Source organism: Planococcus halocryophilus (assembly GCF_001687585.2).
Lineage (GTDB): Bacteria > Bacillota > Bacilli > Bacillales_A > Planococcaceae > Planococcus > Planococcus halocryophilus.
In genome coordinates, this window is sequence record NZ_CP016537.2 from 1,970,552 (window position 1) to 1,996,229 (window position 25,678).

At 40.0% G+C, this 25,678-nt stretch carries 19 protein-coding genes and 1 other RNA gene; 4 read left to right on the plus strand and 16 right to left on the minus strand.

Annotation, left to right across the window (positions count from 1 at the left end; all coding sequences use genetic code 11):
• Positions 1-87 precede the first annotated feature (87 nt).
• The gene (locus BBI08_RS09930) at positions 88-648 is read left to right on the plus strand and encodes a hypothetical protein (protein WP_065528044.1); all 561 of its coding nucleotides are present in this window, start codon (positions 88-90) and stop codon (positions 646-648) included.
• 131 nt (positions 649-779) lie between these two features.
• Here BBI08_RS09930 and lepB read toward each other — a convergent pair whose 3' ends face one another.
• The 5 genes from lepB to BBI08_RS09955 all read right to left on the minus strand — a co-directional run bounded on the left by lepB (position 780) and on the right by BBI08_RS09955 (position 4,873).
• The gene (lepB, locus tag BBI08_RS09935) at positions 780-1,454 is read right to left on the minus strand and encodes a signal peptidase I (RefSeq protein WP_236610223.1); all 675 of its coding nucleotides are present in this window, start codon (positions 1,452-1,454) and stop codon (positions 780-782) included.
• Between the two features lie 224 nt (positions 1,455-1,678).
• Positions 1,679-2,131: a hypothetical protein gene (locus tag BBI08_RS09940; RefSeq protein ID WP_205847832.1), complete on the minus strand. Its 453-nt coding sequence runs from the start codon at positions 2,129-2,131 to the stop codon at positions 1,679-1,681.
• A gap of 212 nt (positions 2,132-2,343) precedes the next feature.
• Positions 2,344-2,553 carry a hypothetical protein gene (locus tag BBI08_RS09945; protein WP_008497749.1) on the minus strand — a complete coding sequence of 70 codons (210 nt, stop codon included), beginning with the start codon at positions 2,551-2,553 and terminating at the stop codon, positions 2,344-2,346.
• A gap of 5 nt (positions 2,554-2,558) precedes the next feature.
• Entirely contained in the window at positions 2,559-3,296 is a 738-nt protein-coding gene (locus tag BBI08_RS09950) for an SDR family NAD(P)-dependent oxidoreductase (protein WP_065528045.1), read from the minus strand.
• Positions 3,297-3,298: 2 nt separating this feature from the next.
• Positions 3,299-4,873 carry an amidohydrolase gene (locus BBI08_RS09955; protein WP_008497753.1) on the minus strand — a complete coding sequence of 525 codons (1,575 nt, stop codon included), beginning with the start codon at positions 4,871-4,873 and terminating at the stop codon, positions 3,299-3,301.
• A 169-nt stretch (positions 4,874-5,042) separates the two neighbouring features.
• Between BBI08_RS09955 and BBI08_RS09960 the strand changes: the two genes are divergently transcribed.
• Positions 5,043-6,353, plus strand: a complete 1,311-nt coding sequence (locus BBI08_RS09960) for a hemolysin family protein (protein WP_065528046.1) — start codon at positions 5,043-5,045, stop codon at positions 6,351-6,353.
• A gap of 36 nt (positions 6,354-6,389) precedes the next feature.
• On the opposite strand, the gene BBI08_RS09965 is transcribed toward BBI08_RS09960, so the two are convergent.
• The 11 genes from BBI08_RS09965 to BBI08_RS10015 all read right to left on the minus strand — a co-directional run bounded on the left by BBI08_RS09965 (position 6,390) and on the right by BBI08_RS10015 (position 22,097).
• The gene (locus tag BBI08_RS09965) at positions 6,390-7,319 is read right to left on the minus strand and encodes a sulfurtransferase (protein ID WP_008497754.1); all 930 of its coding nucleotides are present in this window, start codon (positions 7,317-7,319) and stop codon (positions 6,390-6,392) included.
• Positions 7,320-7,322: 3 nt separating this feature from the next.
• Positions 7,323-10,904 (minus strand): dynamin family protein, encoded by a 3,582-nt coding sequence (locus BBI08_RS09970; protein WP_065528047.1) that lies wholly within the window; start codon positions 10,902-10,904, stop codon positions 7,323-7,325.
• Positions 10,905-11,001: 97 nt separating this feature from the next.
• Positions 11,002-11,760 carry an SDR family NAD(P)-dependent oxidoreductase gene (locus BBI08_RS09975; protein ID WP_008497755.1) on the minus strand — a complete coding sequence of 253 codons (759 nt, stop codon included), beginning with the start codon at positions 11,758-11,760 and terminating at the stop codon, positions 11,002-11,004.
• Positions 11,761-12,387: 627 nt separating this feature from the next.
• Positions 12,388-13,890: a carboxypeptidase M32 gene (locus tag BBI08_RS09980; protein WP_065528048.1), complete on the minus strand. Its 1,503-nt coding sequence runs from the start codon at positions 13,888-13,890 to the stop codon at positions 12,388-12,390.
• 53 nt (positions 13,891-13,943) lie between these two features.
• Complete coding sequence (locus tag BBI08_RS09985; RefSeq protein ID WP_065528049.1) at positions 13,944-15,851, minus strand: ATP-dependent DNA helicase; 1,908 nt, start codon at positions 15,849-15,851, stop codon at positions 13,944-13,946.
• A gap of 54 nt (positions 15,852-15,905) precedes the next feature.
• Positions 15,906-17,039: a THUMP domain-containing class I SAM-dependent RNA methyltransferase gene (locus BBI08_RS09990; protein WP_008497756.1), complete on the minus strand. Its 1,134-nt coding sequence runs from the start codon at positions 17,037-17,039 to the stop codon at positions 15,906-15,908.
• A 386-nt stretch (positions 17,040-17,425) separates the two neighbouring features.
• An RNA gene (gene rnpB / locus BBI08_RS09995) (RNase P RNA component class B) lies at positions 17,426-17,805 on the minus strand.
• 48 nt (positions 17,806-17,853) lie between these two features.
• On the minus strand, positions 17,854-18,147 hold the full coding sequence (gene gpsB / locus BBI08_RS10000) for a cell division regulator GpsB (RefSeq protein WP_008431066.1): 294 nt from the start codon (positions 18,145-18,147) through the stop codon (positions 17,854-17,856).
• A gap of 64 nt (positions 18,148-18,211) precedes the next feature.
• Positions 18,212-19,459 carry a ribonuclease H-like domain-containing protein gene (locus tag BBI08_RS10005; RefSeq protein WP_065528050.1) on the minus strand — a complete coding sequence of 416 codons (1,248 nt, stop codon included), beginning with the start codon at positions 19,457-19,459 and terminating at the stop codon, positions 18,212-18,214.
• A 6-nt stretch (positions 19,460-19,465) separates the two neighbouring features.
• The gene (locus BBI08_RS10010) at positions 19,466-21,736 is read right to left on the minus strand and encodes a DEAD/DEAH box helicase (RefSeq protein WP_008497758.1); all 2,271 of its coding nucleotides are present in this window, start codon (positions 21,734-21,736) and stop codon (positions 19,466-19,468) included.
• Positions 21,729-22,097 carry a YppE family protein gene (locus tag BBI08_RS10015; RefSeq protein ID WP_008497759.1) on the minus strand — a complete coding sequence of 123 codons (369 nt, stop codon included), beginning with the start codon at positions 22,095-22,097 and terminating at the stop codon, positions 21,729-21,731. The genes BBI08_RS10010 and BBI08_RS10015 overlap by 8 nt, the downstream gene beginning before the upstream one ends.
• A gap of 235 nt (positions 22,098-22,332) precedes the next feature.
• Between BBI08_RS10015 and recU the strand changes: the two genes are divergently transcribed.
• Together recU and BBI08_RS10025 are read left to right on the plus strand one after the other, a co-directional pair.
• Positions 22,333-22,944, plus strand: coding sequence for a Holliday junction resolvase RecU (gene recU, locus BBI08_RS10020; RefSeq protein WP_065528051.1), 612 nt, complete (start codon positions 22,333-22,335; stop codon positions 22,942-22,944).
• Positions 22,945-22,978: 34 nt separating this feature from the next.
• Complete coding sequence (locus BBI08_RS10025) at positions 22,979-25,669, plus strand: penicillin-binding protein 1A (protein ID WP_065528052.1); 2,691 nt, start codon at positions 22,979-22,981, stop codon at positions 25,667-25,669.
• Positions 25,670-25,678 lie beyond the last annotated feature (9 nt).

The window sequence follows — 25,678 nt, forward strand, 5'->3', positions numbered from 1 at the left end:
TTTTAAGCAGTCTTCTTTTTGGATAAATAAGAAACCATCTGCTTTCAGACTTCGTCTAATCTTACGTATGAAAAAAGGAGAAGTTGCATGAAGAAAAGGAAGATTTACCTCATTATTTTAATTTTTACTTCTCTCTATTTCATGATTAGGCTTCTAATGAAAATCGCTTTAATCGAGAAAAGTTATACATTTGTCTACAATGCACATAATTTAGAGCTGTTGCTGCCCTATACCGATGTAACATTAACTGTCCTATTCTTTCTCAGCCTCTATGTCTATTTCAAAGAAGTCCTTGCTATGAAGTATATTTCGATTGCTCTTATGATATTTTTTATTCCTTTTTCAATTGTTGTTTCGTTTTTATCTGTAGTCTTAAAAGATGAACAAAGTCGGCACCCTTTAAGTCTCTATGATCAAAATGAAAAGCATTTACTTATTGTTAATCATGTGAAGGGACTGCATCCCGATGTGGGAGATCCGAGAGAAGTTTATTTGTATAAGAAATTAACACCTCATGTGTACAAAAAAATCGGCCAGACAACCATAGCTATTGAATCGTATGATTTTAAAGACCTTTCGAATCTGAAAATTAACGAGAAAGTAATTTCAGTGGATGTAAATGGAAAAACAATCTATCTAGAAAACTAGCAAATCCACTTTCTCTTAGTACTCTTCAAAGTTCAGTAGAATGAAGTTTTTGAATGTAACTTAATTCACATTAAGTTACATTCAAACAAAGCGTCTTATGCATTCGCGAAAACTTGAAATTGTTATTTAAACTATTCTTCTGCTTTGTATCCCAGTACCTTACCTGCGATATTTTCTATTGGAAAGGGACCCGAGATTGTTGTTCTGAACCAGTCATCTCCGATTACATAAACATGGTCTGCAGGTACAGTCACCTCTTTTACATTCCTATTCTCAAAGTCATTTATATTGCTCTCCACATTTTCTTTTGACTGAAGGAGGCTATAATTTTCTTCTTGCAACATGCTCTTGAGTTCTTCCAGGTCCAATCCTACCCGATGAGCTCTTCCGTAGAACGTATCAAGCTGTTTTTCGTTGATATAGATTTGACCACTTTCGATTTTTACTTTTTCTCCAGGTAATGCGATAATTCGCGTCAAATTAAATTCGTCATCAGGCGTCTCTTTATAAGCGATGACATCTCCTCTAGCAACCTCATTTTCTTCGTAGTAACTTGTATCAATCACGACTTCTTTTGCATAGTACTCGTAATTTCCACGATCCATCGCATCATATCGATAATCATAAACTGCCATGTCAGACGTTAGATTCCCCACCGTATCGATAACAGGTTCCGTGTTAGGGTCCGTGATGGTTTCTACTTCTGCAACTTCACTTTTTGGTTGGTTAATAGGTTCTGTAGCTTCATCGGAACAGCCAGCTACAAGCAAGAGCAATGAAAGGGACGCCGTAAGTGATCGTTTCATTTTCCTCAATGGACTCACTCCTTTTTTGTTTTGAATGTAACTTAACTGCACATAAGTTACATTCAAAACCTAGTCTTTGCAAAAAAAATTCCACTTGGATTTTGCCTGGGCTTTTTTTCGTTTCATGCAGATTACTATGCAGCTGGACAGGGAAATTTTAAATTAGAGGTATTTTTTATTGTTCATCATATAGGTGGAATTCAGTTAATAAAGTATAGAACTCGTTATTTCAATAAGAATTCTTCTTCTACTTTTCTAAAATCAGTCCATAATTCCTGATCGTTAACAATGTATATCTCCTTATTCAATCGTATTAACATCAAATCCAGGGCATCCTTAAGTTGGTCAATAAGGTACTTTTTAATATCTATGGAATTGACACCTTCCCATCTAGAGCGAGGCATCCCTATATGAATTTCAATATACCGATGTTTTTTACTTAATCGTAACCTTTGAAGTCCTTCAAACTCCCAATACCATAAGTCTCCATCCACAAATATAGCTGGAGCTATTTCATCCACCTCGGTGCAATATACTTTATTACAATGTTTATCAAGCAACAGACTAATTTGAGTAATAAATTGACCGACAGCTTTGTCAGCTTTTGGGTCTCCAAGCTGTGCACCAAAAGTAATATATTGTGACTTCATTAAAAATACCCACTTCCATTCTTTCATGAAAACACTAAATTTATTCTTTATCTCAAGTATATTAATACAAACTAGAGTTAGCTAGCTAATTTTGGAAATAAAAAGCGTTCGCAAAAGTACACTTTTACGAACACTCTAAAATCAACTCAAAACTACAAAAAAACGTTCGTAAAGGTGCCTGCACACTTTACGAACGTTCAAAGGATACTAAGGACATTTACGAACGCATTTCGCTTTGGTTAATTTTTGCGCTCTTTCATTTCCGCTACTGTTTTGTCGTATTTATCAAAATCGAATTCAACACTATTTGGTTTGTAGAAAAAGAGGATTGACTCTTTTTCGCCTTGGCTTAGCAAATAAGTAACGACGGCTTTAGGGCTGGTCATGTTAATGCCCGCTTGGTTTGCGTCTGCAAGTTTTGTCAGGATGTTTTCTGGTGTCTTACTCAATGCAATCACTCCTTTTCTGTTGATAAGTTACGAATGTCTAAAATGGTTGGCAATTCATTAAAGTCTGTTCTTTCGTTCATTTCGATTAACAATCGTGCGGTTTCTTCTGGACTGCTGAGTAATCCGCTTTCTTTGTAGTCCAAGAACTTTTCAATGAGCGGGAAATCTGTGGCATCGCTTTGGCGAATTTTTTCTTGCATACCCGTATCGATAATTCCTGGTGCTACAGAGACGACTTTAACGTCTTCGTTTTCTGCATCGATGCACGAGCTGAAATGATCGAGTCCTGCTTTTCCTGCACAGTAGGCACTCCATCCCTCGTATGCCTTGCGCCCCGCTCCTGACGATATATTGATAATTCTTTTTTCAGCTGGGCTATTTTTTAATTGATTGATAAATGCGCCGCAAAGTAACATGGGTGCCGTCAAATTCAGTACGATGCTTTGGCTAACTTCTGCTGAATCGTTTGTATGAGCCAGTCCAATTGGATCGATGGTGCCTGCATTATTGACCAACACTACTTGTTCTATATCTGTTGGTAGTTGACCTAACGCTTGCTCCATTGTTTTTTCAATAGCCTCGAGCTGAGTTAAATCAACTGAAAGAAAATGTTCACCTGGCCAATTTTCTGGTTGAGTGCGCGCAAGTCCAATCACCAGGTGACCTTTTTCGATAAGTTGTTTGCTCCATTCGTAACCGATCCCTTTAGATGCACCTGTTATAATGTAAGCTTCTTTTGTCATCTTTATTGCCCACCTTTTTGGTACATAATTTCGCCTGCGACGACCGTCATTACGGGCTCAGCTTCTAAAATTTGTTCTTCAGGCCCTGCAAATAAATCGCGATCAAAGATGGTAAAGTCCGCATCGAAACCTTGACGGATGACTCCACGCTCGTTTTCTTTGCCAATTGCTGCGGCACTTCCACTTGTATACAATTGAATCGCTTCAAAGCGCGTTAGTTTTTCTTCAGGCAAGTATCCTTCATGTGTTTCATAAGGTTTTCTTCGTGTAACAGCTGCATAAATCCCTAAACGAGGGTCTGCTTCTTCTATCGGCGCATCTGACCCACCTGCACAAATCAGCCCATGATTTAAAAGTTTCTTCCATACATATGACCATTCCAAACGATTTTCGCCGAGACGTTCCACGACCCAAGGAAAATCAGACGTAACAAAGCTTGGCTGAAGATCTAATGCGACGTCTATTTGTTGCATGCGTGCGACTAAATCTTCTCGTACGACCATTGTGTGAATAAGACGATCGCGTTTTCCTTGAGGCACCGGATGCGCTTCAATGGCATCTAGCGCCATTTCTAAACCAAGATCACCAATCACATGAATCGCTACTGCTTCGCTGTGTTTACGAGCAATTGATACAAGACGTTTTAGTTCTTCGTCTGATTGAATAGCAACTCCAATAGTAGAGGGATCATCGTTATACGGTTTGCTTAAAAGCGCAGTACGTCCACCGATTGATCCATCTGCGAAAATTTTCATCGGACCCGGGTCGATAAATGGTTCTGCGTAAGAAGCGTTTTCCATCATTTCTTCAAAAGCAATATGGGCTCTAAGTAAATGTGCACGGAACTTTACTTTGTCTCCGATGACATTTTTAAATGCATCGAGTGGTCGTGAGTAGTGACCATAATAGCCCATGTCTTCTGTGTGAGCACCCGTTAAACCAAGTGATAGTAAATGATCCACTGATTTTTGCAGAGCACGTGTTAAATAATCTACGCTTACTTCAGGAACTTGATTGGCCACTAAATCTTGGGCTGCGTCTAACAAATAACCGGTCGGTTCCCCGTCCGCATCACGTACGATTAAACCACCTTCAGGATCTGGACTATCTTTAGTAATACCTGCTAATGCTAATGCGCTAGAGTTTGCTAAAATCGCATGACGGCAAACCCGTTTTAACAACATTGGTGACGTGCTTATTTCATCAAGTTCGTTGCGGTGGAAAATTTTACGGTCTGCAAAATTATTTTCATTCCAGCCTTCACCAATAAACCAATCGTCTTTTTTCAGATCTTTTGTGGATTCAATTAATTGTTCGCGCATTTCTTCTGAGCTTTCAATGATAGATAGGTCAACACGCATTAATTTTTCGCCATGGCCAATCATGTGCATATGACTATCGACCAATCCTGGATACATCGTTGCTCCTTGCAAATCGATTTCTTTATCAGCAAATTGTTTCAAATCTTTGTATGTCCCAATTTTTTCTATATGATCATCCGACACTAAAACCGCTTCTGCAGTCGCACCTTCTGCTTCCATTGTATAAATTGTTCCCCCATGCCATAACACTTTCATCTAACCACTCCTTTTCTCTCTTCTCATCATAAGTTTAATCGCTCTTGCATTCAATACGTTTAGATTGAATTTTCAATGATTCATCCCTAAAGCAAAAGCACTTTCATTTATGTTATACTATTTTTACTTATAGAAAGCAGAGGTGAACCCTCCTAGTCGGAGGGACGAATTGGACAGTATACTCATTCTCAATTTGTTTATGGTCGCGCTTTTAATCGGGCTGACCGCTTTATTTGTTGGATCGGAGTTTTCAATTATTCGTGTCAGAATGTCCCGTATTGATCAACTCGTTTCAGAAGGGCATAAAAATGCCAACTTGACGAAGAAAATCATTAGCAATTTGGATTATTATTTATCTGCTTGCCAATTAGGGATTACCGTAACAGCGCTTGGCCTTGGTTGGCTAGGTGAGTCAACTGTAGAACGGCTCTTGTATCCGGTTTTTGATAACTTTGGAATCGAAGGACCGACTGCATCGATTTTTTCTTTTTTTATCGCATTTAGTATGATTACCTTTTTACATGTAGTGATTGGCGAATTGGCACCTAAAACGCTAGCTATTCAATATGCAGAGAAAATGGCCTTTATCTTTGCTGGCCCTCTTCATTTTTTCGGGGTGATTTTCGCGCCGTTTATCTATTTGATGAATGGCTCAGCCAGATTGCTGTTACGCGCTTTTGGTATCGAACCTGCAGCTTATGAGCAAGCTCACTCAGAAGAAGAATTGAAAATCATCATGACAAAAAGCTATCATAGCGGAGAAATCAATCAAACGGAATTATCGTATATGCAGAACATTTTTTCTTTCGATGAACGATTGGCAAAAGATATCATGTTGCCACGAACACAAATGGAGACCATTTCACTTGAGATGAGCCATGACGATTTAATGGAGATTGTTCGTGACCATCAATACACACGTTACCCTGTTACTGAAAAAGGGGACAAGGATGACATTCTCGGGTTTATCAACGTTAAAGAAATGCTGACCAATTACACGTACCAACAAGATTTAAATGACAGCATTGTCGTTCATGATATTCCATTTGTTCATGACATGGCACCAATACAAGATGTCTTGTTGAAAATGCAAAAAGAGCATGTTCATATGGCCATTGTTGTTGATGAATACGGTGGAACGGCTGGTGTCATTACAATGGAAGACATTTTAGAAGAAATTGTCGGAGAGATTCGAGACGAGTTTGATGAAGACGAACGCGACGAGATTAAAGCCGTTGATATCAATAATTATTTATTGAATGGACGGGTGCTTTTATCCGATTTGGAAGATCGTTTTGCCATCGAGTTTGATGATAGCGAAGACGTTGATACGATTGGTGGTTGGATTCAATTAAAAAATACGGATATCGGTGAAGGTGAATCGGTCGAATTGCCGCACCATACGATTACTGTACGTGAGATGGAAAACCATCAAATTATTCGAGTGTTGTTGTCACGTCATACAGATCTTAAAACCTAAAAAAATTCCAACAGCAATTTCTGCTGTTGGAATTTTTTATTTTTCTTCTAATAATGATTTTTCATATTGGAATTTCTTCATCAGCATTTCACCTGAATAGCCTTCTTCGATCAATTTTGCTAGAATCGCTTTTGTTTGATCGTCTGCTGCTTCAGGATGTTCACCTCGGTCATATTCCACAACATTTTCAGCGTCTGTAATCCAATCTGAAAAACTTCCCATATAAAGTTTTAACTGATCATAGCCTTTTTCAGCCATAATGGCATAAAGTGCTGCTGCTGTAACCCCACTGCCGCAATAAACAACAGTAGGTTCGTGTTTTTGAACTACAGTACTAATATCTTTACTAAACTGGAATTCCCCTTTTGACACAAACTGTGCCCAGTCTAAATTACGTGCTCCTGGAATGCGTCCAGCAACTGGGTCAATCGGTTCTTCAAGCCCTGCGAAACGTGCTGCTGAACGTGCATCAACTAGTACACCTAGTTCATCCCCGCTAATGACATTCTTAACATATGCTTGGTCAGCAAAGATATCATGAACAAAGTTTGGTGTAACAGTAGATGCTTGTATCGCTGGAATGTCTCTAGAAACCGCAACACCGCGCTGTTTTAATGCATCAAATCCTTGTTGACTGATGTGAACATTTTCGAATCCTGCGTATTTCAATAACCACCAAGCGCGTGCAGCATAAGGCGAACCGCCTTGGTCATAAAGTACAATAGAATCCTCCAAGCTTAAACCACTTGATCTAACCAATTGCGTTAGTTGTTCGTCAGAAGGCATTGGATGCCGCCCCGTGCGGGCAGCCATATCCGACATATCTTTTTCTAGATCCCAAAAAACAGCTCCTGCCACATGCTCTTCTTCGTACATTTTCTTACCAACAGTAGAATCTTTCAAATCGAACCGTGCATCAATCCATTTATGATTTTCGGTATCCGTTGTTTCGATAAATACTGACATCGTCTACACCCTTCCGTTCATCAAATTTGAATACAGCTCTTTCCATTGTGCTAATTTCTCAGATTGTTGCAGCAACGTCCGCTCCGAATCGATCTGATCGACAGCTTGACGTAGAATGTGTTGACGTAATCCTTCTGCTTCTTGCTCAATCCAAAATGTTGCCCAGTTGCTCAATTCTTTTTTCTCTTGCTCCAAATAACGGAGCGCATCAGGTTCCATTAACTCTTGCAACGCATCACGCATTTTTTCTTTTTCATTTTTCTCAAAAAAGCTCTTATTGTTTTTATAATACGATTTAACCGACGAATAATCAGCATTTACAAACGGTTTTGAAATTTCGACAGAACCTGCTTCTTGCACTTCATAAGGTGTAAAAGAGAAGTCTGAATTCTGCTCTTTCAATTTGCTGGTGTCTTCTTTAAAGCGAGAGTCTAATTTCTTTTCGATAAACTGAGCGAGTCGGAAATTCGTCACGCGCAATTCTTGTTGAAAATCAAATCCTGTCATTTCATTTAACTCTTGCAACGCTGTATTCAAAGCTTGTTGTGCTGATTTGTTGGAAAAGACCGAAGGATTAAAAGCTTCTTTGAAAAAGTCATTAAAACGATAAAAAACGCGTTGGTTAACGTAATACAGCAACTCATCCAATTCTTGAAGAGCTTCACGTTCTAATAACTTGGCAATTGATGCTCCGAAAAGTTTACGTAACTGCTGCTCAAGAAGTTTGAGCTCTTCTAGTCGTTCGTCTTTACGCAATAAGTTCTTTTCCGTGTGTTCAATTAAGCTACGGAAACGATCGACAGCTTTTTGCTCTTCTTCTGCGAGCGATTGAACAGCCATTCCTTTTAGCTCTTCTTTTAAGAAATGCTGGAAGGCTTCTTCAAATTGCGGCATACCTGAATGTTCTCGGTCACGTAGCGCTAGTAAGCTTGATACACCAAATAAGCGTGGGAAACGAATGCCAAAACGTTGCAATTCATCTTTTACATACGTAACGACTGAATTTTTTTCTTCCTCGTCATTCGCAAGATCAATCGCATTCACGACAAAGAACATCTTATCCATTTCAAATGCGTCTTTTACTCGGCCAAGCTGAATCAGGAACTCTCGGTCAGCGCGTGCAAAAGCATGGTTGTAATAAGTAATGAACAAAATCGCATCCGCGTTACGAATATACTCAAAAGCAACATTCGTATGTCTGGCATTAATCGAATCTGCTCCTGGAGTATCCACAAGCGTGACGCCATTACGTGTTAATTCGCAATCGTAATAAAAATCGATTTCATCAACAAAACAGCTTTTTTCTTCTTTCGCCACATACAAGCCAAATTCTTCACGATTTGTCCGAAGAGTTTCACCTAAACGATCTTTGAAATCTGGATATCCTTTGTTAAAGGCGGTGATAAATGATTTATGAACTTGCTGTTCTGTTGGTGTATTTTCTGGTAGTTTTGATGACTTGTCAAAAGCATCTTCTAATGAAGTGACTTGCACGCCTAAAGCTTGGAAAGAATTTTGAACGTCTTCTGTCATTTGCGTACGCGTTTTTAGTCGAACATCTGCTGTTTCGTGTGGGTGTTGCTCGCTTACTGGACGAATTCGGTTAATCGTCGCCGTAGTCGGGTTTGGCGATACTGGTAGTACTGTTTCCCCCATCAACGCATTCGAAAATGACGATTTCCCCGCACTAAATGCTCCAAACAACGCAATGGTGAATTCTTGTCCTTCTAAACGACCCGCTTTTCGTTTTAAATAAGCGGCAGTTTCCGCAAATCCTTTTATTGGATCAATAACTTCTGCTGTACGATTGGCACGCTCGAGTACAGCTACTTCATCAAATGACGCCACTTCCATTGAGTAAGCTTGTTGTTCTTGCTCTTCTTGTTGTTGGTCATCTTTTTCAAGCATTGCAGGATCAAATTCAGTCATTTCTTCTATAGAAACTTCAAATTCACTTAGCCATTGATCAACTTTTTCTTCCGCTGCTGTTTTTTGTTTTGGTAGCATTGCCGAATAAGACTTTTTCACTTTGTCGATTTTGCTTTCCATTTCTTCAAGTGTTTGGATCGCGAGCATTTTTTGAGACAAGGTTTGTGCTTTCATATCAATTTCTGTATTGGCGTCATCCGTCAATCCTTCAAACTTTTCTTCTTGTGCTTTTTTCCAGCCATCTGTCTCACGGATAAACCAGCGCTGAACACCTGTTGAAATGCTATTTGCAAAATTCAATACCGCGTCTCCAGTCACAGAAGCGCCTGTTGGAACTTGTTCTTCTATAACTGAAAATGGCACCTGGTAAGTCATGTCGTCGATGGATAACGATTCACTGTCCGTTAATATTCCAGCATCTTTTAACGAAGACTTCATCAACTTTTTTAAGTGATTGGTAATTTGAGAAGATACTGTCGTCTGTAGTCGTTCGTCCACTTCTAGTTGTCGTTTTTGTCGTTCTTCTTCTGTCTTTTTGCCACTAAATAGCACACCGACTTTAAAATTCGGTTGCACAGATTCTAAGTAACTTGTTAGTGCATTACGTAATTCGTAAGGCATAATATTCGAGTTTTCAAGTAATTCTTTGCGGCTCTTTTCAAATTTCGCCTGCCAGTTTTCAAAATCCTGGACGGACATTCTACGAGAAACTAACGCATTCTCTTTTTTCAAATCCTCACGCATTTCCCATTCTTCCGGATCCAGAACGTTTGAAAAAGCTAGTAAACATTCTTGTTTTTCATCTTCTAAATAGTTGATGTGTTCGTCTTTTAACTGGCTCAAGGCTGATTCAGAAGCTGACCCCATATGACCTTTCCAGTTTTTCATCGTTGACGAAACAAGTTCTTTAACTTGATCAAAATCGTTTCCAGGAAAATCAAAATCCTTTAACGACGTAAAGAAAATGCCTTTTGGAACGACTCCCCATGCCGCGAACGAATCATGAACCGATTGTTGAAAATCTTCAAAGCTCATTTCACTGCTTTGATGCTTATCAATTTGGTTAACGATTAAATACAGTTCGGTGTATTTCTGTAATTCTTTCGTAAAATTAAAATTCAATTCAGACTGAACATGGTTATAGTCCATCACATAAAACACCATATCCGCTACGTGAAGAGCTGACTCGGTCGACATGCGGTGCGCATCATCCGTGGAATCGACTCCCGGTGTATCCATGACCGTTATGCCTTTAGGCAAAACCGATGCTTGGTGTCCGATATCGATTTGTGTGACATCACCGTTTTTGCAAAATTCCTTAACCGCGTTAAAATCGTAATTCTCAGGAAAGTAAACCGGTTTTTCATCGCGCATATTAACGATAGCAAAATCCGTATCTGCTTTTTGGACATTCACGATATTCGCACTCGTTGGGATCGGGCTAGATGGCAATAAGGTCTCGCCAGTCAATGCGTTGATCATAGATGACTTACCGGATGAAAAATGTCCGGCAAATCCAATAATGAAATTATTTTTTAAGATTTTTTTTGCAAATAAATGCGCTTTGGCTTCACGCTCTGTGTCTTCATTTTCTTTGAAGATCTTATAGAGATGTGCCGTTTCAAGTAATTCTTGTTTATGATCAACAACTGTCATTTCGAAATCTCCTTCTCCGCTTACTGCTCTCTATCATATCATTTTTATGGGTCAACGAAAAACATCCTTCCCAAATTTTAGAAGGATGTTGCGTTTCTTATGAAAATCCGTGAATTGACATACCACCATCGACAAAAAGTGTCTGTCCGGTAATATAACTTGCCGCATCTGATGCTAAAAAAACAACTGGTGAGGCTACTTCCGGTAATTCTCCGACACGCTTCATCGGTGTCACTGCGAGGATCGAATCTAGATATTCAGGGTTACTTAAAATCTTTTCTGTTAACGGTGTTTTAAAGTACCATGGCCCAATAGCATTGACGCGAATGTTTTTCGGTCCCCATTCCATTGCCATGACTTTTGTCATTTGAATAATAGCCGCTTTAGATGCCGCATAAATCACACCTGTTTTTAATGCGCGATCGCCTCCGACCGAACTAATGTTAACAATCGAACTGCCACTAGCCATTTTTTTCACAGCTTCTTGCGAAAACATAAAGACGCTTTGTGCATTCGTATCCATAATTTGATGCCATTCTGCGTCATTGGCATCGGCTAACGAAGACCTGATATTCATCCCTGCGTTGTTCACTAAAATATCAAGCGCTCCAAAATGTTCGACTGTTTTGTCGATTGCTGCTTGAATGTCACTGCGTTTTGTAATGTCTGCTGTTATGTAAGTTGTTCGGTTATTGTTTATATCTTGTTGTGTTTGCTGCAAGTCTGATTCGGTCCTTGCTACTAACATAACATTGGCTCCCGCTTCTGCAAGCGCCATTGCGATTGCTTTGCCAATACCTTTACCAGCACCTGTTACGATAGCTGTCTTATTTTCTAAACTAAATGATTTCAACATGTATAATCGCCTCCACTTTTATTATAGTCACAACATTCGCTATTTGTCCTGTTCTATAAACTACAAAAAAACCGCCGTGAATTACCACGGCGGTCAGACTGTAGACAAAGTCTTATTAAACTGAATAATGATGCATACTCTTCAACCGGGCTGGCCACTTCGCTTTCCGTGGGCTCAGCTTCAGCCTCCTCGTCACTGACGTTCCTGCGGGGTCTTCAGCTTTCGCTCTCCCACAGGAGTCTTCGTGGACCAGCCCAGTTGAAGGCTTCTTGCTACAAACAAAGTGAGATTCTTTAGTGCGCTTCACCATATAAATAACGTGTTAAAAGATTTTTCCTACTCACTCCTGGATTCGGAGCACCTAGTGGCGAAGTGCAAAGATATGCTCCTGCATCGCTGCGCTAGCTTCGTCGCAAAGCCACTGCCCGAAGTCCCTTCGGTCACTGACTTTCCTGCGGAAAAACGAAGGGGTGAGACCCCGCAGGAGCTTGCGACGAGGAGGCTCAGCACGGAGTCCGCGGAAAGCGTCCACTAGGTGTGAAGAATCCCACATGCATACAAAAAAATGAGTAAATATTCTTTTGTCTACAAGCAGAAACCGCCGTGAATTATCACGGCGGTTTCTGCTTACTCGTTTAGTTGATAAATCTTCGTATATTTTTCTTCTAGATAGTCCGCTAAATAATCTGGATTCAAACCTTCGCCAGTCACATCTTTTAAAATATCCATAGGCTTTTTAAAAGCGCCATACTGATGAATGTTATTTGTTAGCCATTCGCGAATTGGAGTGATGTTACGCTCTGCCAACAATTCATCGTAATTTGGCAACTCTTTTAGCATAGCGTTTTTGAATTGCGCTGCATACATATAACCAAGTGCGTAAGACGGGAAATACCCAAAGCTTGCGCCTGCCCAGTGAACGTCTTGCAACACACCTTCTGCATCGTTTGACGGGCGTACACCTAAATACTCTTCGTATTTATCGTTCCACAACTGTGGTAAATCACTAACTTTTAGATCTCCGTTAAATAACCCTTTTTCTAGCTCGTAACGTACCATAACATGCAATGCATACGACAATTCATCTGCTTCGATGCGAATTAATGATGGTTTAGATTCATTAATTGCGCGTACGTAATCTACCAATTCAACAGAAGCAAATTGATCAGGAGCGTAGTCTTTCAACAAATCAAAGTTTTTCTGCCAAAAATGTTCATTGCGCCCGATAAAATTTTCACAAAACAACGACTGTGATTCATGAATGCCCATCGAAGCACCTGTTTCTATAGGTAATCCTGCTAAGTCGTCTCCGAGGTTTTGCTCATACATCGCGTGTCCGCCTTCGTGAATTGTGCCAAATACAGCTGTTCGGAAGTCACTTTCATCGTACTTAGTCGTCACGCGAATGTCTTGACGGTTGATTGAAATCATAAACGGATGAACGGTTTCGTCTAGACGTCCTGCTTCAAAATCGTACCCTAGTTGTTCTAACATTTCACGGCTAAAATCTTGCTGTGCCTGTTTTGAAAAATGCTCGTATAAAAATGCCGTCTCTGGTTTGTTCGGGGACGCTGCAATTTTTCGTACCAAAGGCACAATACGCTCGCGAAGCTTGCCAAACACTTCATCTAATATTTCTGTGGTCATACCAGGTTCATATTGGTCAAGCAGTGTATTGTACGTACTACCATTTTTCTCTCCCCAATAGCCAACCATTTTTTTGGTTGTGCTGACCAAGTCTTCTAAATAAGGAAGGAATAGCGAAAAATCGGAATTTTCCTTTGCTGTTTCCCATACAGACTCAGCTTTAGATTTTAATATAACAAACTTCTTATATTCCTCAGGAGGAATTTTCTTACTCAAATCATAGTCTTTTCGCGCTTCTTCTACTGATCGACGGATAATTGGATTTTTTAATTGATCCGCTTCTAAAGAAGTAAGCAGTTCGCCAAATTCATCTGACGTTGATAAGCTAAAAACTTCTGCAGATAAGGTGCCAATTGTTTCAGAGCGTAGTTCCACTCCTTTTTTTGGAGCACCCGTACGCAAATCCCAAAATAACAAAGCGATTGCCTCTTCATAACCTTTGATTTTATTAAAATGTTCGGTAAAACGTTTTTCAAGTGACAACTAAATCCCCCCTATGCTTAATGAGACCATTGTATCATAGCGATACGACTCACTTAAAAATTTTCAGCAGGGACGGGCAAGATAGTTTCCCATAAATGCTCGACACGCAGTTCTTCTTCGTTCACCAATAAATGAATTTCTCCATAATCTTTTGAAGAACGAATCAAACGTCCAATTCCTTGTTGAATACGAAGCTGCATGAAAGGCAAGTCAATTTCTTCTAATGGGTTGTTACTAAATTTCCGTTTCGCATCAAAAACTGGATCTTTTGGTGGGAATGGCAAATCAACGATAATTACTTTTGTTAATGCTTCACCAGGTAAATCTAACCCTTCCCATAAGTGATATGAACACAAAATCTGGAAATTCCCTTGTTGGAATTCTTTGACGACCGTTGATAATTCGCGGTCTCCTTCAAATTCAATGGCATATTGATGGTCCAAAGGAAGTGATTTTTTGAAATTATCCATATCTACTTTTGATGTGAATAAAACAAGCGTTTGGTCTCCTGAGCTAAACAAGTCATAGACGCGTTCAAATTTCTGTTGTTGTTCTAAAGGATGCTTAAAGATTTTCATCACATCTTCATACTCAAATGGAGATGGCACAGAGAACGATTGGAATTTATCGATTCCAAGGCTATCTGACAAGTACGTGAAATCTTTTTGAATCGATAAAGTAGCTGAAGAGAAAATGATTGGAATTTTCCCATCAAATAATTTTTCATCTAATATATCCGTAACTAAGCGTGGCATAATAACAAGCGTCTCAATTTCATCTTTGATTTCTAACCACGTTACAGCGTCGCCTTCTTCTACAAACAAACGCATTGAGAATATATATTGTTCGAAATACTCTTCAGCTAAACGCAATTCATATTCAGGAATTGTGAAAAGCTCGCCTTCAAAAACAAATTCCTCTAACATCAAATCAATGTGACGCACCAGCATATTGCCGACTTTGACCAATTCTGGATCTTTTGTAATTGCTTTACGGTCTTCGTCACTTTTAACTGTATGGATCCGTAACAAGCGGAAAAAGTCATTGTGAAGATCGATTGTTTGCTCGATCATGTTTAATGTTTTTTCACGCATACCATCTGAAAGAATGCTTTCTGTCACATCTTGCAATGTGCTTTCTTGCACTTCATACGTCAATGCACGTTGTGCCGCAAACTCTAGTAAATGACCTTCATCTAACACTATTTGAGAGAATTCAGGAAGCAAAGGCGTTTGTCCTTCGCGTTTACGTGTTTCTTTCGTCCAAATATGCTCCATTAGGAAATCATGTGAACAAATAACCAAGTCAGTGGCTTGACGGTAATGATTGCGGTGAATCGTTTGACCGCATTTGTTTCGCAATTCGCAAGCATTGCAGTTTTGAATTGGATGATAATTGACTTGCTGCCATTCTTCATCTGTTACTTCTGGATAGCTTGAGCGCTCTCCGTAAGGATAAGTATTTTGCATGGAGTATGTCTTATTGACAAATTCCGGCAAGCTATCTTCAATATCAAACACAAAATCTTCATCGATGCGTTTTTTTGCGCCTTCTAAACGCTGAAGACATAAATATTGATCTCGCGATTTTGCCAAACGAACATCTAAATTCAAATCAAACAAATCATTTAAACGGTCAACGTCTCCACCTTTTTTGACCAATTGCTCGATCAAAGTTTCATCCGCACATGAAATAAGTGCTGGTTTACCAGTATAGCGAGCATATGCAATAGCCGGTAACAGATACGCCATCGTTTTCCCGGTTCCAACTCCTGCTTCAGCAAATAAAACCGATTTTTCTTTTAACGCCTGTTCGATTTGAAAAGACATGAAAATTTGTTCATCACGAAGATCATAGCCTTTTTCAGGAAGTTCATCGTAAAATACATCACCAATCCAGTCATTGAGTGATTCAAAGAAAGTTTTATCTTTTGTTAATGCAAATGGTAGTGGTTGTCTCATAATACTCTCCTCACAGAGAAACGGAAGAGCCTGTGCCCTTCCGTTTCGTCTCATTTATTTTTTAGAACGTTCTCCCCAGAATTGGAAAAGATCCGTACGGATAAATCCGTTAAATAGTTTGCGTTTTTTTGTAGCTGGTTGACCGTAAAGTGTTTCAAAACGACCCATCGATGACAGCATATATACTGACCATGTTGGGTGTTTCGCAAATACACGACCCATATCAGCAATCATTTCTTCGATGACTTCAATTTCACCAATACGTTCTCCGTAAGGTGGGTTACCAACAACTACGCCGTTTTCTTCAGTTGCTACAAAATCCTTTACTTGACGCTGTTCAAAATGGATCAAGTCCGCAAAGCCAGCTTCACGCGCATTTTCTTCTGCGACTTTCAGCATGCGATGGTCGATGTCTGTTCCTACTATATTTAGTGGCTGATCATAATTCGCTAATTCTTCTGCTTCTTCGCGAACTTCATCCCACAGTTTTTGTCCCATCCATGGCCATTCTTCGCTATCAAAATCACGGTTATAGCCGGGTGCTAAATTTTGACCAATCATCGCAGCTTCAATTGCGATGGTCCCTGATCCGCAGAAAGGATCTACGAACGGACGGTCTGGCGTCCATCTAGATAATTTCACCAGTGCCGCAGCAAGTGTTTCTTTTAATGGCGCTTCCCCTTGGTCCAAACGATAGCCGCGTTTATGCAACCCTGCTCCGCTTGTGTCGATTGATAGTTGAACTTTGTCCTTTAAAATCGATACTTCAATTTTAAAGCGCGGTCCTGTTTCATCTAAAAACGAATTACGGTGATATGCTTTTTTCAAACGTTCAACAATCGCTTTTTTAACGATAGACTGACAGTTTGGCACACTGTGTAAGGTCGATTTAACTGATTTCCCTTGTACCGGAAATTCAGCATCTACTGGAAGGTATTTTTCCCATTCGATTTCTTTTGTCCGTTCAAACAATTCGTCAAATGTATAGGCATTAAATTCACCAGCGATGATTTTTACACGGTCAGCAGTGCGTAGCCATAAGTTGGCTTTGGCAATGTCTCGCTCGTTTCCTTCAAAAAATACTTTGCCGTTTTCTGTTTCTGTTTCGTATCCTAGTTCTTTTACTTCGTTAGCGACAATTGACTCAAGTCCCATTGCAGCTGTTGCGAGCAATTTAAATGTTGTCATAATGACTCCCTCTCCAGTTATTCACTATTTCAGCTTTCAGTGTTCATTTAATCGTTAGATTTTTAAAATTAAATACGTATTACAGAAATCGCTGTAGGCGGACGCTTTCCTGCGGGCGAGCGCCAAGCCTCCTCAGTCGCTCTGCTCCTTGCGGGGTCTCGGCTGTCTCGCTATCCCGCTGGAGTCGCCGCCTTTCGCTTTTTTTTCTAATTTTCATACTGATACTATTAAAATAAATTAAGAAATTGCTTAGCACTAGATATAAACGCCTAAAGCTTACTCAAAAGATTAAATTATATCAGTCTAACTTGTTTATTTATATCATAATATGAAGAAAAGCTCCCCGACAGGAGAGCCTTTAATAAGCATTTTAAGACCATGAGAAATTCTATAAGCCATGTTTTGTTTCCACGTACTCAAACGGCTTGCGCCTTGTACTAGTGGACAGCAATCATCTATCTGCAAGTTTGCACCTGCCTCTTCATCAGTTCATTTCCTTCAGAAAAGTGCCCCTACCATAATTTGGGTTTCTCGCTCACGGGGTTTACCTCGTTCCACCTGTATAATTTCTTATACAGCTCCGTCACTGTGGCACCTTCAGGGTATTTCGGCCATATCCGAAGACTTAGGCGTTCTACCCGCCGTCAGCTATTGCTAGCTGCCTCAGCTTATTGTTTCACTGAGCGCGATCACTACGGTCATCTCAGAACCGTGCGAGCATGGACTTTCCTCTCCGGCGAAGACGCCAGAGCGATTGCCAGAATTTCAAATGGCTTATTAAGTATACGTTATTTGAGCATAGAAAACAATTGTTTTAATTATTGTCTAATTTGTTGCCAAATACATGGTTTTCTAAATGTGATAAACGGCGCAAAATATCAAAGTTTGTTGTGCCAGGTGCTGGTGTTGTTTGTTTTTTCGGTGAGTTTTCTAACTCTGTACGTAAACGTTGGTTCTCATTTTGAAGTTGTTCGATTCGTTTTGTGAAAGCTTCATAATCCTGGATAACTTCGTCTAGGAAATGATCTACTTCATCTTGGTTGTAACCGCGCATCGCTGTTTTGAAATCTTTTTCTAGTATATCCTTAGATGTAAATTTATTGTCCATTTTAATCGTCCTTCCATAAAAAACTACCTTTTATTAAGTATAGCATACGGCACATTTTCCGTGTTCAGTCTTCTTGAACTTGAAGGGTTTTTTTTCGCTTTTTCTCTTCTAAACGGGCTTGTCTTTTGTTAATATCTGCCACGAGTGACTGGCGTACGTTTGTATGTTCACTAGCTTCTTTTGCAAATCCGGCCATAATAGCTGCTTGGTCTAAGTCTCGCAATTGATGCTCGTAAAGTTTTGCTGCATGAATCCACGCTTCTATTTCAATGCTTCCACGCAAATGCGGGGCTGCTTCTTTAAATAGTTGGACGGCCACTTCATGTTGACCAGCACGTTTTTTCTGAATGGCTAGTAAATAACGCGCAAATGCGGATGAAGCTCCCCGGTCAGTCGTTACATGTTCTAAATAGGCTGCACTTTGGTCATATTGCTTTAAATCCGCATACCATTTTCCGATATTTGTATAAGCTCCACTTGTTTCAGATTCCATATCTTCCATCAATAAATTAGAAGACAGCACATACAACGACACCAGTGATAAGATGTCTAGTTCATTATGATAAAGAACTTTTGCCAGCCCATCTGGAAAGCCGCTTTTTACGGCATCTAAGTAAATGGCAGGGATTAAATACCCGGGCACATCGCCTTGACGTACAAATCCGAGCTTTTCTTCTTCGATAGTGCTTAGCTTCATCCGTGCCAACTCATTTTTCCATATGCGTTTCGTGCCATGAAACAAATCGATTTGACGCGGCACAGGTAATTTCGGCAAATCTTGTCGGTGCATCGTCCACCGAGAAGTCAGTTGCGGCCAATCAAAGCTTTTCCCGTTATAGGAGAAAATAATTGGATCGTCCGCTTTCCATAATCCTGTCTCGTATAGAAATGCCGCCTCGTGAGAAGGATCTGGCATGATGTACTGCATCATTTCAAAATGATCGCTCTTTTTCACTAAAATCCCAATTAAAAAAATGTACGCACCGGTTCCACTAAGGCCTGTTGTTTCCGTATCGAAAAATACAAGAGGGTCTTGTGCGTTTAGTTTGAATGGATGGTCAAAATCTGTTTTTCCCCATGCTTCTAACACATGATCTAGCTCACTGAGCATGACCGATCCATGACGAGTTGTAAACGGATAAGTGATTTTCTTTTGAAAAACAAAGCCAAACTTATTTTCAACAAGTTCAAGTCCTATATCTCTCCACTTTTCTTCGTGGAGTGGACGCTCAGCTCGTTTCGGTTGTTGTTTTTTTGTGGGTTTGTTTTTCAACATGCCTTTCATTTGAAGAAGTTTGCTTTCAAACGACATCGTTCTTCACCTCTCTTTGCGAAGATCATCTAAAAGTCGGATGACATGACTCTTCATACTGATAGCGGCATCTTGTGCTCCGATACACGATGGACATCCGTCAAGACATGGACATTCTGAAACATGCTGCTGGGCTTTATCCAACAGCGGTTTCCATAAGTCATAAATTCGTTCGCTAATCCCAATACCTCCAGGATAAGAATCGTGAATGAAAAATGTTGGCATGTCATTATGCGGCGATTTCACTTGAGGTACAACGTGAACATCACGACGGTCACACTGAACGAATATTGGGATAAACGACTCGATCGCGTAAGCTGCTCCGGTCATGGTGTCCGACAGCTCCGCTTCCGAAAAATCTTCAGGTTTTGAGAAGCTCAACCATGTAGAAGAAGTATGAAGTTCTTCTGCAGGCAAGGAAATCGGTCCTGAACCAATATTGTCATGCGAATCAAATCGAATTTTTTTGAAAATGGTTGGCATGGCTAGCACAGCAATGTCTCCATAGAAAACTTCTGATTTGTTCATCATTTTATCTTTGTCTTCGCTCATTACTTTTAATTCGACTGCCAAATTGGCATCCGTGAAATAATCCACGTCCACTTCTCTGACGTATGCTTTCTTTTCTTCCCAGTCCAAAATTTCCACTTGAAATTGCGTGCCTTGATGCAAATAAATCGCTTCTTCGTGCAATAAGGTCATGGCGCTAAAGCGATCCATTTCACCGATTACACGCGTATCCGCTGGGATTGATTGATCGATGATGACCACATTTTCTTGTGACGCTGAACGTAGAGAAATATCGTGCGCTGGGAAGCGGTCACTCATCCAATGCCAGCGATTTGAAGTCCGCACAAGCACTCCTTCTTCTTGTAAATATTCGAGAAGTTCTTGCACTTCGAATTCTCCGTACTGATCATCAACTCTAAACGGCAATTCAAAAGAAGCACATTTCAAATGGTCCATTAATATAATAATATTTTCCGGATGAATGCGTGCTTCTTCTGGAGACTGGTCCAATAAATATTCAGGATGGTTAATAATGTATTGATCGAGAGCTGTAGATTGCGCAACATAGATAACGAGTGATTCGTCTTGACGACGACCTGCGCGTCCTGCTTGTTGCCAAGCACTTGCAATGTTCCCTGGATAGCCCGTCATAATACATGCTTGCAGTTGACCAATATCAACACCAAGTTCTAATGCATTGGTAGATACGACACATTGAATCGAGCCATCACGAAGACCTTTTTCAATAGCCCGACGCTCTGTCGGCAAATAGCCTCCTCGGTAACCTTTAATCGAGTCGTCTTGTAGCTTCATTTTAGTAACGGCTTGTAAATACGTGACCAACATCTCTACGCGCACTCGACTTTTCGCAAAGACAATGGTTTGGATGCCGTTTTTAATTAAATGAGTAGCCAAATCACGAACTTCAAGAATCGCACTTCTCCGAACACCAAACGTTGGGTGAATAATTGGTGGGTTGTAAAACACAATATGCTTTTTCCCAGACGGTGCACCGTTTTGGTCAATTAACTTATGTGTACTATTCGTTAAGTTTTCTGCTAGTTCTTTTGGGTTGGCAATTGTCGCGGATGTACAAATAAAGACAGGGTTGCTGCCATAAAACTCACAAATCCGTTTTAGTCTACGAATTACGTGAGCTACGTGCGTTCCGAAAATCCCTTTGTACGTATGCAACTCATCAATGACTATATAATGAAGGTTCTCAAAAAGAGAAACCCATTTTGTATGATGTGGCAATATTGCTGAATGCAACATATCTGGATTGGTCATGACGATTTGCCCCGCTTTCCGCACCTTTGTACGAATAGCCGGTGATGTATCGCCATCATATGTGTAAGACAAAATTTCTTCTTCTGTTTTTTCGATCAAATCGTGTAAATCACTTTTTTGATCTTGTGCTAATGCTTTTGTCGGGAACAGGTAAAGCGCTCGTGCACCCGGGTCATTTAAAATCTTGTGCAATACAGGTAAGTGATAGCAATATGATTTTCCTGATGCAGTAGGTGTCACAGCAGTGAATGAATTCCCTGCTGCTGCTAAATCAAACGCCTCACGTTGATGCGTATAAAGTTGCTCAATTCCTTTTTTACGAAGTGCTGCTTTTAAGCTCGCGTGCATCTCCGGTGGAAAATCAGCGTATTGTGCCGGTTTTTCTTGTCTCGTATGCCAATGGACAATGCGTTCCATCATGTCCGGTTCTGTTTTCCATTCTTCCATCAAAACAGGCAAAGTTTTTCTTCTAATCATGCGATTTGCTCTTTTCATCTATAGCCATAATAAATGTTTGTAACGTATATTGTGCCGCTTGAATCGTTTGGATAAAGCGTTTTTTGCTCGTTTCTTTATAAAAACTTTGCACAAAAAACTGGGTCATGCCTTCTGCCGCCGTATCAATTTGCGGCTTGTGCACATATTTTGGTCGTTCTTGTTGAATATAGATTAGTGACTCTTTTTGCCACTCATTTATTTTAGCGTGCCAAATATCGGCATATGGTTTAACGTCTTCATAAAAATCAGGGACCGCGTCCATTTCACGCATTTCGTAAAACCGGTCCAAGCATTTTCCACATTCATCAAATAATGTAGAAGAGAGTTCTCTAACTGTCATTTTGCAATCCCTCCATTGCCTTTAGTTTATCATATCCACTAAATCGACACGACTTTTATCGAACAGACATTCCTTACACTTTGATTAGCTAAAAAAATCAGCTATTATAAGAATATCTAAAGCTGATTTCTTCTAAAGTATACAGCGAATAGACAGGTTTCAAATTGTTGAAACCTTTCATCTTATCAGTCGTCTAAAAGCTTGTGATATGATAGAGTAAGCGAGGTGTATCACAATGGCAATCAATTACCCGAACGGAAAAAAATTCATTCCGCCAAAAGATCAACCTGCCAAACAAACAGTTGCCCCTAAAAAGAAAAAGGATTTATCCTTTAGCAATCGGGGTAAGACACTAGAGGACGAATTAAATGAAACCAATGATTATTACCTTCAATTGGGATTAGCTGTTATTCACAAAAAGCCAGTACCTCTTCAAATCGTTAAAGTGGAGTACCCTTCAAGAAGTGCTGCGGTCATTCGTGAAGCCTATTTCCAAGCTCCATCCACTACCGATTATAATGGTGTTTGGAATGGTCGATATATTGACTTTGAAGCAAAAGAAACACAAAACAAAACTTCTTTCCCATTGCAGAATATTCATGACCATCAAATTCATCACATGTCTAGCGTAGTAAAACAAAATGGAACAGCGTTTATGATTATCCGCTTTTCTTCATGGCAGCGGTATTTTATCATGCCATTTAAAGAACTTGAGGTATTTTGGAACCGAATGATGGCAGGTGGAAGAAAATCGGTTACTTTACAAGAAATCGAAAATACTTCCTTTGAAATTACACCTGGCGCATTTCCACGCATTGACTACCTGCCTCTTTTAGACAAGCTTTAAGCAACAGTATGTATACGAAAGTGAGGAACCGATCTTGAGCGACAAACAAATTTCGCGTGAAGAACGCCGTAAAGCAATCGAACGCCAAAAGAAAAACAGCAATAAGAAGAAAAAGAAATCCCCTGTATTCCTGTGGATTAAACGCATCGTTTTGGCGATGGTAATTATAGGTTTAGCTGGCGTTGTGTTCGGTGCCTCTATGTTTGCCTATTATGCAAGCAGTGCACCAGAAATTGACGAAGAGTTGCTACGCGATCCCATTAGTCCGACTTTCTATGCGGCAGATGGCGAAACAGAAATTCCTTATATTACTGCCGAGAATCGTGAGTATGTAAATTACGAAGACATCCCGAAAGCGATGGAAGCTGCTATTTTAGCAACTGAAGATAATCGGTTTTATAAACATTCCGGGATCGACGTTATTCGTTTAGGTGGAGCTGTTATCGCCAATATTACCGGCGGCTTTGGTTCTCAAGGTGCTAGTACAATTACCCAACAAGTTATTAAAAATTCATTTTTAACAAATGACAAAACCTTAAAACGAAAAGCACAAGAAGCATATTTAGCTTATAAATTAGAACAAGAGTATGAAAAAGAAGAAATCTTCGAGATGTATTTCAATAAGATTTTGATGTCTGGAAATATTTATGGTTTTGGAACAGCTTCAGAATATTTTTATGGTAAACCTCTTAAAGAATTAAGCTTAGCTGAAACTGCATTATTGGCCGGAATGCCACAAAGCCCGAATGGATATAATCCCTTTAAAAATCCAGATCGTGCTATAGAACGTCGTAATATCGTGTTAGGTTTAATGGAGCAACACGGTAAAATTACTACGGAAGAAAAAGAACAAGCACGTGCAGCTACTCTTGATGACTCGCTAGTAGCTGAAGAAAACCGTCAGCAACAAGTTCCAAATGCTGAATATACGGCGTTTATGGAACTGGTGGAAGATGAACTTGAAGTTTTAGATGGCGATTACTCGCTAGATGAAGGCTTAAAAATTTACACGACACTTGAGCCTTATGTTCAGGAAAAAGTAAATGATGCAATGGCTTCTGATTTGTTTTTTGATGAAGAAGTTCAATCAGCTATGACAGTGATTGATACGAAAACAGGTGGAATTAGCGCAATCGGTGCCGGACGTGATTATACCGGTGACGTCCGTCATAATTACGCCACATCAAAAGATCGCCCGATAGGGTCAACGATTAAACCATTAGTAGATTATGGCCCTGCTATCGAATACTTGGATTGGTCTACGGGTCAAACTGTCGTGGACGAACCTTATTCTTATAATGATAATGATCAAGAAATCCGCAATGTCGACGGAGAGTTTTTAGGAACAATGACAATTCGCGAAGCACTTTACCGCTCACGTAATATTCCTGCAGTTAAAACCTTGCAGGAAGTAGGGATGGAAAATGCTGAAGAATTCACTCAAAAATTAGGATTAGATTTCGGAAATGTTTATGAATCCGCAGCCCTTGGCTCACCGGAAAAAAATATTTCAACTGTTGAAATGGCAGGTGCCTTCGCTGCTTTTGGTAACGAGGGATCTTTTACTAAGCCTCACACTATTAAAAAGATTGTTTTCCGTGACGGTTCAACTGAACAAATTGTTGCGCCTGAACCTGTACAAGCGATGAAAGACAGCACCGCTTATATGGTAACCGATATGCTTAGAGACGTTGTAGATTTGAATACACCAGGTTCTACAGGCAAGGAAGTTGCTATTAACGGTTTGGATTTGGCAGGAAAAACTGGAACAACAAATTATTCAGCCGATAACCTTACAGATTATGGTCTAGATGCAAGCTCTGCACCAGATGTTTGGTTTGCTGGTTTCACAACAGATTATTCAATTTCTGTATGGAGCGGTTATCCTAATCGCAAAACACCAATTGACACAGCATCAGACGAGCGTTTACTTGCTCAGCGTTTGTTCAAAAATGTTATGTCACAAATCTCTTCACCTGAAACAGCTAGCTTTGAACAACCAGATTCTGTTACAGAACAAGTAGTTGAAGTTGGTTCTGATCCATTAAAACTGGCTAGTGCTTTTACGCCTTACAATATGAGAAGTTCAGAACTATTTGCACGTGGCACAGAACCCAATTCAGTATCGCAACGTTATGTAGTTGAAGACTTAAAGACACCATCTGGCTTACGAGCTAAAGTTGATGGGAATTCTGCGAAACTTTCATGGGATTCAAGTGATAAAAATGTATCATTTGAAGTTTCTGTTGAAGTAGATGGATCTCGTTCAGTTCTTACTACTTCATCAAGTAAATCTTATACGTATAATGGTTTAGAAGAAGGAAAAACATATACCTTCAGAGTCGTTGCAGTTAACGATACTCAGCGTAGTGACCCAGCGTCGACTGTAGTCGAAGTTGCTGCCGCTCCCGAAGAACCTGAAGAAGAACCAGAAGTAGAACCAGAGGAACCGGTTGAAGAAGAGCCTGTCGAAGAAGAGCCCGTTGAAGAAGAACCGGTCGAAGAAGAGCCGGCTGTTGAAGAGCCGGCTGAAGAAGAACCTGTAGTCGAAGAAGAACCGGCTGTTGAAGAAGACCCAATCGATGTACCGGAAGACCCAACTGAAGAAGAAGAAAGTGAAACACCTTCGGCAAACAGTAGCGGTAATTCTGATAACGATCAGGGCAAAGACAAGGATAAAGATAATAAAATTGATCAAGGCAATAAAGACGAAAACAAAAACTAAACATCAAAA